8 protein-coding genes and 1 pseudogene are annotated in these 8,678 nt (G+C 73.8%); 7 read left to right on the top strand and 2 right to left on the bottom strand.

Features of this window, described 5'->3' with window-relative positions; genetic code table 11:
* The first annotated feature begins 164 nt into the window (after positions 1–164).
* Both F6X68_RS27060 and F6X68_RS27055 read left to right on the top strand, forming a co-directional pair.
* Positions 165–1,733: an MFS transporter gene (locus F6X68_RS27060; protein ID WP_151456912.1), complete on the top strand. Its 1,569-nt coding sequence runs from the start codon at positions 165–167 to the stop codon at positions 1,731–1,733.
* Positions 1,734–1,744: 11 nt separating this feature from the next.
* A complete protein-coding gene (locus tag F6X68_RS27055) occupies positions 1,745–2,353 on the top strand; it encodes a TetR/AcrR family transcriptional regulator (RefSeq protein WP_151456911.1) in 609 nt (202 codons plus the stop codon).
* Between the two features lie 42 nt (positions 2,354–2,395).
* Here the strand turns inward: F6X68_RS27055 and F6X68_RS27050 are convergent, their stop codons facing one another.
* Positions 2,396–4,315, bottom strand: coding sequence for a helix-turn-helix domain-containing protein (locus tag F6X68_RS27050; protein WP_151456913.1), 1,920 nt, complete (start codon positions 4,313–4,315; stop codon positions 2,396–2,398).
* Positions 4,316–4,329: 14 nt separating this feature from the next.
* On the bottom strand, positions 4,330–5,112 hold the full coding sequence (locus F6X68_RS27045) for a 3-hydroxybutyrate dehydrogenase (RefSeq protein WP_151456910.1): 783 nt from the start codon (positions 5,110–5,112) through the stop codon (positions 4,330–4,332).
* 210 nt (positions 5,113–5,322) lie between these two features.
* Here F6X68_RS27045 and ruvC point away from each other — a divergent pair, with 210 nt between their 5' ends.
* The 5 genes and pseudogenes from ruvC to F6X68_RS27020 form a co-directional block, all read left to right on the top strand.
* Positions 5,323–5,850 carry a crossover junction endodeoxyribonuclease RuvC gene (gene ruvC / locus F6X68_RS27040; RefSeq protein WP_132240119.1) on the top strand — a complete coding sequence of 176 codons (528 nt, stop codon included), beginning with the start codon at positions 5,323–5,325 and terminating at the stop codon, positions 5,848–5,850.
* Positions 5,847–6,449, top strand: coding sequence for a Holliday junction branch migration protein RuvA (gene ruvA / locus F6X68_RS27035; RefSeq protein ID WP_151456909.1), 603 nt, complete (start codon positions 5,847–5,849; stop codon positions 6,447–6,449). The genes ruvC and ruvA overlap by 4 nt, the downstream gene beginning before the upstream one ends.
* Positions 6,446–7,516, top strand: a complete 1,071-nt coding sequence (ruvB, locus tag F6X68_RS27030; RefSeq protein ID WP_151456908.1) for a Holliday junction branch migration DNA helicase RuvB — start codon at positions 6,446–6,448, stop codon at positions 7,514–7,516. Before ruvA ends, ruvB begins: the two co-directional genes overlap by 4 nt.
* A gap of 138 nt (positions 7,517–7,654) precedes the next feature.
* Entirely contained in the window at positions 7,655–7,999 is a 345-nt protein-coding gene (yajC, locus tag F6X68_RS27025; protein WP_192581554.1) for a preprotein translocase subunit YajC, read from the top strand.
* 257 nt (positions 8,000–8,256) lie between these two features.
* Positions 8,257–8,678: pseudogene (locus F6X68_RS27020) on the top strand (protein translocase subunit SecD); the annotation flags it as partial.

Below are 8,678 nucleotides of genomic sequence, written 5' to 3'. Positions count from 1 at the left end.
CCACCCCCGAGGCCGCCGAAGCAGCACCCGGAAAGAGGACACGAGTGACTGCCGCCACATAAGATACGAACCGGTTCCGTATCGATAATCGCCCGCCTACGCTGACACCGCCGAATTACGAGTCTGGCCCGTATCGAAACGGGGTCCGGGGGGAGAACGCGAAGATGCCACCGCACGAGCACACGGGACACCCGAGGAGGTGGGCGATCCTCGGGGTGCTGGTGATCAGCCTGCTCGTGGTCGTCCTGGACAACACGATCCTCAACGTCGCGCTGCGGACCCTCGCCGACCCGGTGCACGGCCTCGGCGCGAGTCAGGCCGAGCTGGAGTGGTCGATCAACTCCTACACGCTGGTCTTCGCCGGCCTGCTGTTCACCTTCGGCGTGCTCGGTGACCGCGCCGGGCGTAAGCGCTTCCTGCTGATCGGCCTGGTGCTCTTCGGGCTGGCGTCGCTGCTGTCGGCGTACGCGCAGAGCCCCGCGCAACTCGTCGCGGCCCGCGCGCTGATGGGCGTGGGTGGCGCGGCCATCATGCCGGTCACGCTCTCGATCATCTCCAACGTCTTCGATCCCCGGGAGCGGGGCCGGGCGATCGGCGTCTGGGCCGGCGCGGTCGGTCTGGCCGTGGCCATCGGCCCGATCCTCGGCGGTGCGCTGCTGGAGCACTACTGGTGGGGCTCGGTCTTCCTGATCAACGTGCCGGTGGTGGTGCTCGGCGTGGTGCTGGTGGCGCTGCTCGTGCCGGAGTCGCGGGACCCGGATCCGGGCCGCGTCGACGTCGTCGGCGTGCTGCTGTCGGTGGTGGGGCTCGTCGCGTTGACCTACGGCATCATCGACGGCGGCGAACACGGCTTCGGCCGCCCGCTGGTCTGGGTCGCGATCCTCGGCGGTCTGGCGGTGCTGGCCTGGTTCGTCGCGTACGAGCGGCGCAGCGACCACCCGTCGCTGGACGTGCGGCTGTTCCGGGTGCCGCGCTTCGCCGCGCCGGTGGCCATCGTCGGGCTGATCTTCTTCGCCGCGATGGGCGTCATGTTCTTCACCTCGTTCTACCTGCAACTGGTGCGCGGCTACAGCCCGCTGGAGACCGGCCTGCTCTTCCTGCCCTTCGCGGCGGCCCAGCTCATCTTCGCCCCGGCCAGCGCGGCGATGGTCCGCCGGTACGGCGGCAAGGCCGTCGCGGCGGTCGGGCTGGCGCTGACCGTGGTCGCGCTCGGCGCGTTCGCGTTCGTCGACGCGACCACCCCGATCTGGGTGGTGCTTGTCGTCTTCTTCCTCCAGGGCACCGGGATGGCCAACATCATGCCGCCGGCCACGGAGTCCATCATGTCCGCGCTGCCCCGGGAGAAGGCCGGCGTCGGCTCGGCGGTCAGCAACACGGTCCGGCAGGTGGCCGGCGCGCTCGGCGTGGCGGTGCTCGGGTCGGTGCTCTCCGCGGTCTACCGCGCCGACGTCGACCCCGCCCTGCGGGACCTGCCCGCCGGGGCGCGCGAGGCGGCCGGCGAGTCCATCTCCGGCGCGTACGCCGCAGCGGGTCAGCTCGGGCCGGCGGCGCCGCAGCTGATCGCGGTCGCCGACGACGCCTTCCTGGCCGCGATGCACTGGGCGGCGGGTCTCGCCGCCGCGATCGCCGCGCTCGGCATCCTCGTGGTGCTGCGCTGGATGCCCGGCCGCTCCGCCGAGGCGGCGGGGAGGCCGGCACCGGTGGGGGAACCCGAGTTGGCCGGGACCGCCTAGCTTCGGGAACAATGTCCGACATGACTTCCACCGCCGACGCTCCTCGGCCGCCCGGGCGGCCGAGGAGCGTCCGCGCGGACGAGGCGATCGTCGAGGCCGCCCTCGACCTGCTCGCCGACGGCAGCACGATCGAGGCGATCTCGATCGAGGCGATCGCCGCCCGCGCCGGGGTCGGCAAGGCCACCATCTACCGTCGCTGGCCGGGCAAGGACGCGCTGCTGCGCGACGCCCTGCGTACGCTCAAGGGCACCCCGCCGGAGCCCGCCGGCCAATCGGTCCGTGACGACCTGATCCTGCTGGTCGGCGCGGTCGGCAACCACATCGACCCGCGGGCGGCGCGGATCATGCCCTGCCTGGTGCCGGAGGTCAACCGCAGCCCCGAGCAGTACCAGCTCTACCAGAACATCATCGAGCCGCGGCGGGAGATGATGCGCGAGGTGCTGCGGCGCGGGATGCGCTCCGGCGAGCTGCGCGCGGATCTCGACGTCGAGGTGGTCATGGCGATGCTGACCGGCCCGATGCTGGTGCAGCGCGTCATGCGCTGGCACCCCGACCTCGACGAGGCGACCTTGCCGCAGCGCATCGTCGACGGCGTCCTGGACGGCATCCGCGCCCGCTGACCGTGAGGCCGGCGGTCAGGGCGGCGGGGGCTCGGACGGCCGTCAGGCGGCGGGCGTACGCAGGCGGTGCAGGCGCAGGGCCAGCTGCACCTCCAGCGCCCGCTCCGGCTTCTGCCAGTCCGCGCCGAGCAGCTGCCCGACCCGCTCCAGCCGCTGGGTGACCGTGTTGACGTGCACGTGCAGCAGCTCGGCGGCCCGGGCGAGGCTGCCGCCCACCCCGAAGTACGCCTCCAGGGTCCGCACCAGCGCGGTGCCCCGCCGGGCGTCGTAGTCGACGACCGGCCCGACGGTGGCGGTCAGGAACCGGTTGACGTCCTTGTCGCCCCCGTCGCCGACCGCGCCCAGCAGCAGCCCGACGAAGCCCAGCTCCGCCGTGCTCGCCCCCTGCCCCGAGCGGCCCAACGCACCCAGCGCGGTCAGGCACCGCTCCGCCTCGGCGAACGTCGCGGCCAGCGACGCCGGCCCCGTCGACGGGCCGCTCGACCCGGCGGTCACCGGCCGGCCGGTCACCCGGGACAGGTCCCGGGCCACCGCCCGGGCGCTGCCGCCCGCGTCCTGCCCGGGCAGCATCAGCACCACCCGTCCGTCGCGGGCGGCGGCCAGCCCGCCCCGGGTCGAGGCGTACGTGGTGGCCCAGGAGAGCACCCGCTGCCGGGCCGAGCCGGTGGCGGCGATGGCGTCGTCGCCGACCGCCACGAGCACGTGCGGGGCATCCAGGTCCACCCCGAGCCGGCGGGCCCGGCTGCGCAGCGCGTCCGTGTCCCGCAGCGGCCGGGCGATCAGGTCGTCGAGCAGCTCGCCCCGGACCCGCCCCTCCGCCTCGGCGACGGTACGCCGGAACAGCAGCAGCAGCGCCGTCACCAGCGACGCCCGCTCCAGGATCCGCTGGTCGGCGTCGACCAGCTCGTCGTCGGGGCGCAGCACCAGCGCGCCCATGTTCTCCGCCCCGGCCACCACGGCGGCGTACCAGAGTCGGCCCCGGCGCACGCTGCGGCCCTCCGTACGCGACGCGGCCACCGCCTCCACCATGTCCGCCCGGTCCGGCTCCTCGATCTCGCCGACCCGGGCCAGCAGCCGGCCCTCCGCGTCGAGCGCCAGCAGCGCCCCGCCGAGCACGTCGGTGACCGCCGCGGCGACGTCCTCCACGCCGCCGCCGCGCAGCACCAGCGCGGTCATCCGGTCGTGCGCCGCCGCGGCCCGCTCGACAGAGCTGCTGTGCGCCCGGATGGTGGTGTTGGCCGTCGACAGCTCCTCCAGCGCCGCCTGCGTCTCCGCGAGCAGCCGCGCGGTGTCGATCGCCACCGCCGCGTGCGCGGCGAGGGAGACCAGCAGCGCCACCTCCTCCCGGACGAACGGCCGGGCCGAGCGGTTGGCCGCGTAGAGCACCCCGATCGAGGTCGAGCCGAGCCGCAGCGGCACCCCGAGGATGGCCACCAGGCCCTCCTCGCCCACGCCGGCGTCGATCTCGCCGGTGTGGTGGAAGCGGTCGTCCTCCGGGTAGTTCGCGGTGACGTACGGGGCGCCGGACTGGGCCACCAGGCCACCGAGGCCCGCGCCCATCGGCAGGCGCAGCTGCTGGAAGCGGGCGGAAACCGAACCGTCGGTGACCCGCATGTACGTGTCGCCGCGCTCCTCGTCGTCGAGGGTCATGTAGGCCACGTCCGCGCCGAGCAGGTTGCGCGCCCGGTGCACGATCGCGCGCAGCACGTCGTCCAGGTCGCGCAGCCCGGCCAGGTCGCTGACCGTGTCGTACAGCCCGGAGAGCTCGACCTCCCGGCGGCGGCGGCGTTCCAGCAGCGCGCGGACCCGCAGCGCCACCGTCTTGGCCTGCTCCAGCTCGGCGAGCCGCGCGGGCGGCAGCCCGGCGGCGCGCGCGGCGATGAGCGGCCCCTCGAACTCCACCGCGGCGGCCTCGCGGGCGAGCAGTTCCAGGAACTCCACCGGTGACGACATGACCGACATTGTGCGGCTTGCCACTAGTTCGCCGTCCAGCCCCCGTCGAGCGCGATGGACGCGCCCGTGATGAACGCCGCCGGCGGCGAGCAGAGGTAGGCCACGAGTTCGGACACCTCCTCCGGCTCGATCAGCCGCTTGATCGCCGCCCGCGCCAACATGATCTTCTCGACCACCTCGCTCTCGGGGATGCCGTGGCTGGCGGCCTGGTCGGCGATCTGGCTCTCCACCAGCGCGGTGCGCACGTACGCCGGGTTGATGCAGTTGGCGGTCACGCCGTGCGGGGCGCCCTCCAGCGCGACCACCTTCGACAGCCCCTCCAGCGCGTGCTTGGCGGAGACGTACGCCGACTTGTACGGCGAGGCGCGCAGCCCGTGCACCGAGGAGATGTTCACGATCCGCCCCCAGCCCCTGGCGTACATGTGCGGCAGCGCCCGGCGGATGATCAGGAACGGCGCCTCGACCATCACCCGGTGCAGGTGGGCGAAGCGCTCCGCAGGAAACTCCTGCACCGGCGCCACGTGCTGCAGGCCCGCGTTGTTCACCACGATGTCCACGTCGGCGTCGAGGCGGTCCACCGCGTCCGGGTCGGCCAGGTCCACGCCCTCGGCCCGCCCGCCGGCCTCCGCCGCCACCGCCTTGGCCGCCTCGATGTTGCGGTCCACCACCAGGACCTTGGCGCCAGCGGCGCCCAGCCGCAGGGCGCAGGCCCGGCCGATGCCGCTCCCGCCCCCGGTCACCAGGGCGGTACGACCAGCGAGGTCGACGTGTACGACGTGGGGGACCGCCACGGGTTCTGCCGTCATGGCGCATGAAGTTACGAGCTGTGTGTCCGGGCGCACATGGGCCGGCGACACATACTCATCGCCCGGCATGTGTGGCCGCCGCGCGCCCCGGCGGCGTGTCGGCGCGCCCGGCGTGTCCCCGGCGGCGGGGTGTCGCCCGGCTCGGTAGGGTGTCGAACACACGTACTGCTGGCGGCTGGGCTCTCGTTGGCGGCTGGGGGAGGAGGCGGCGTGCGGGTGCTGGGCGTCGACCCGGGGCTGACCCGGTGCGGGGTCGGCGTGGTCGAGGGTGTGCCGGGGCGCCCCTGCACGCTGATCGCCTACTACGTCGTCCACACCGATCCGGACGACGATCTGGCGCTGCGCCTGCTGCACCTGGACCGTTCGCTCACCGATCTGGTCGCCGAGCACCGGCCCGACAGCGTCGCCGTCGAGCGGGTCTTCAGCCAGCACAACGTCCGCACCGTGATGGGCACCGCCCAGGCCAGCGGGATCGCCGTGCTCGCCGGCGCCCGCGCCGGGCTGCCCGTGCAGACCTACACGCCCAGTGAGGTGAAGGCGGCCGTGACCGGTTCCGGCCAGGCCGACAAGGCGCAGATGACCGCGATGGTCACCCGGCTGCTGCGGCTGGCCGAGCCGCCGAGGCCGGCGGACGCCGCCGACGCCCTGGCCCTGGCCATCTGTCACGTGTGGCGCGGCGGGACGCGTTCCAAGCTGGCCGCCGCGGCCGACCGGGTACGACGAGGAGGAGCCAGATGATCGCCAGCGTGCGCGGGGTGGTGACCGCGACCGGTCCGGATCACGCCGTGGTGGAGGTCGGCGGGGTGGGCCTGGCGGTGCAGTGCGCCCCGGGCACCCTCGCCGACCTGCGCATCGGCCAGCCCGCCCGGCTGGCCACCAGCCTGGTCGTCCGGGAGGATTCGCTCACCCTCTACGGCTTCGCCGACGACGACGCCAAGCAGTTGTTCGAGCTGCTCCAGACCGCCAGCGGCGTGGGCCCCCGGCTGGCCCAGGCGGTGCTCGCCGTGCACACCCCCGACGCGGTGCGCAAGGCGATCGCCAACGCCGACACCGCCGCGCTGACCCGGGTGCCCGGCATCGGCAAGAAGGGCGCGGAGCGCCTGGTCCTGGAGCTGCGCGACCGCGTCGGCCCGGTGCCGGTCGGCGCCGACGGCGCGGCCGGGGTCACCGGCGGCGCCTGGCCCGAGCAGGTCCGGCAGGCGCTGGTCGGGCTCGGCTGGACGGCCGGGCAGGCCGACCAGGCGGTGGCCGCCGTCGCGGAGACCATCGACGGTGACGTGCCGCCGGTGCCGGTCCTGCTCAAGCAGGCCATCCGGCTGCTGGGCCGCACCCGGTGACGGGCTCCGACGGCGGGCTGGTCTCCGCCTACGTGCACGATGCCGACCTCGACGCGGAGGCCACGGTCCGGCCGAAGCGGCTGGAGGAGTTCATCGCCCAGCACCGGGTCCGCGACCAGCTCGACCTGCTGCTCCAGGGCGCGATGCGGCGCGGCTCCCCGCCCGACCACATCCTCCTGTCGGGCCCGCCCGGCTTGGGTAAGACGACCCTGGCCAACATCGTCGCCGCCGAGCTGGGCTCGGGCATCCGGGTGACCAGCGGCCCGGCGATCGAGCGCTCCGGCGACCTGGCGGCGATCCTGACCAGCCTCGCCGAGGGCGACGTGCTCTTCATCGACGAGATCCACCGGATCGCCAAGCCGGCCGAGGAGTTGCTCTACAGCGCGATGGAGGACTTCCGGGTCGACGTGATCGTCGGCAAGGGTCCGGGCGCGACGGCGATCCCCCTGGACGTCGAGCCGTTCACCCTGGTCGGCGCGACCACCCGCTCCGGCCTGCTCACCGGGCCGATGCGCGACCGGTTCGGCTTCGTCGCGCACCTCGACTTCTACTCGCCGGCCGACCTGGAGGTGCTGCTGCGCCGTTCGGCCCGGATCCTCGGCGTGCCGATCACCGACGACGGCGCCGCCGAGGTCGCCGGCCGCTCCCGGGGCACGCCCCGCATCGCCAACCGGCTGCTGCGCCGGGTCCGCGACTTCGCCGAGGTCCGGGCCGACGGGGTGGTCACCCTGGAGACCGCCCGGGCCGCCCTCAAGGTGTACGACGTCGACGCACTGGGCCTGGACCGGCTGGACCGGGCGGTGCTGACCGCGCTCGTCGACTCGTTCCGGGGCGGGCCGGTCGGCCTGTCCACGCTGGCCGTGGCCGTGGGTGAGCAGCCGGACACGGTGGAGGAGGTCTGCGAGCCGTTCCTGGTCCGGGCCGGCCTGCTGGCCCGTACGCCGCGCGGCCGGGTCGCCACGGAGGCCGCCTGGCGGCATCTGGGCCGTACGCCGCCGAATGGTACATTTGGCGCGAATGCTCCTGTGACGCCCGATCTGTTCTCGACGGATGCCGATCAGCCGTGATGTGAACGTGATCTGTGCCGCATTCGGCGTTCCCAGGTGCAGGGATTAGACTCGCGCCGGTCTGTACAGGACGTGAGAATCCGCTTCCGCTCCGGCGCGCCCGCGCCGGGCCGGGGGCCAATGGGAAGGTCTTTCACCGTGCTTTACGCAGCAGAGGGCGGCGGGGGTGCCGGCAGCCTGACGCCGATCCTCATGATCGCTCTGCTCTTCGGCGTCATGTACTTCATGATGATCCGCCCCCAGCAGAAGCGCCGCCGTGAGGCGGAGTCCATGCAGTCCGCCCTCGCGCCCGGCGACGAGGTGGTCACCATCGGTGGCCTCTACGGCACGGTCACCGGCGTGGACGACGACACCGTCCTGCTCGAGGTCGCGCCCGGTGTGCAGACCCGCTACGCCCGTCCGGCCATCGCCCGGGTCGTCAGCCAGGCGGAGCGCCCGGCCGACGAGCCGGTCGCCGAGGACGCGGACGTCGTCAAGGAGTGACGGTCGCTCCCGCCCCGCGCGGGGTGGTGGTCGCCGGACTCCGGTGACGACTTTCCCCGACGGGGCAGCGGAGGCGACGTGAAAACTGGATAGTTGGGCCCGACGCCGGAAGTCGGCTCGTCCCGTTCCGCCCGGCGCCCCCGCGCCGAGCCCGGAGCCGGATGCCGCCCTCCGACGCCGGCCCGTCGGACCCGCCGGCCGGACCGGCCGACACCCGCCGCACCAGCGGCGCGACCGTACAGGGAGACAGGACAGCCGTGGCACCACCTCAGGGACAGATGCGGCCCGGACGGCAACTGGCCGTGCTCGGGCTCATCTTCGTCGTCCTCTATCTTTTGGTGTTCTTCGCGGGCGGCGCCAGCGGCGGCTTGAAGGACAGGCTCGAGCCCAAGCTCGGCCTGGACCTCGTCGGCGGCACCCGGCTGACGCTGGAGGCGACCAACAGCATCGGTGGCCAGGCCCCGACGGCGGAGAACCTCGAAGAGGCCCGCCAGATCATCGAGAGCCGCGTCAACGCCTTCGGCGTCGCCGAGGCTGAGGTGGTCACCGAGGGCAACCGCAACATCGTGATCTCCCTGCCCGGTGAGAACCGCGACCTGACCGAGGTGGGCAGCGCCGCCGAGCTGCGCTTCCGCAAGGTGCTCAAGGCCGCCGCTGGGCGACGCGGTCGCCTTCGGCG

Source organism: Micromonospora sp. AMSO12t (assembly GCF_008806585.1).
In the GTDB taxonomy this organism is placed as follows: domain Bacteria; phylum Actinomycetota; class Actinomycetes; order Mycobacteriales; family Micromonosporaceae; genus Micromonospora; species Micromonospora reichwaldensis.
Note: the sequence above shows the minus strand (reverse complement) of the source record. Positions and strands in the feature narration are given on the sequence as shown.

What these genes read in the sequence shown, in the direction of transcription:
- F6X68_RS27045 (WP_151456910.1), bottom strand. Translation starts at nt 5,112, where the DNA reads ATGACGGCAGAACCCGTGGCGGTCCCCCACGTCGTACACGTCGACCTC.
- F6X68_RS27060 (WP_151456912.1), top strand. Translation starts at nt 165, where the DNA reads ATGCCACCGCACGAGCACACGGGACACCCGAGGAGGTGGGCGATCCTC.
- F6X68_RS27055 (WP_151456911.1), top strand. Translation starts at nt 1,745, where the DNA reads ATGTCCGACATGACTTCCACCGCCGACGCTCCTCGGCCGCCCGGGCGG.
- F6X68_RS27050 (WP_151456913.1), bottom strand. Translation starts at nt 4,315, where the DNA reads ATGTCGGTCATGTCGTCACCGGTGGAGTTCCTGGAACTGCTCGCCCGC.
- ruvA (WP_151456909.1), top strand. Translation starts at nt 5,847, where the DNA reads ATGATCGCCAGCGTGCGCGGGGTGGTGACCGCGACCGGTCCGGATCAC.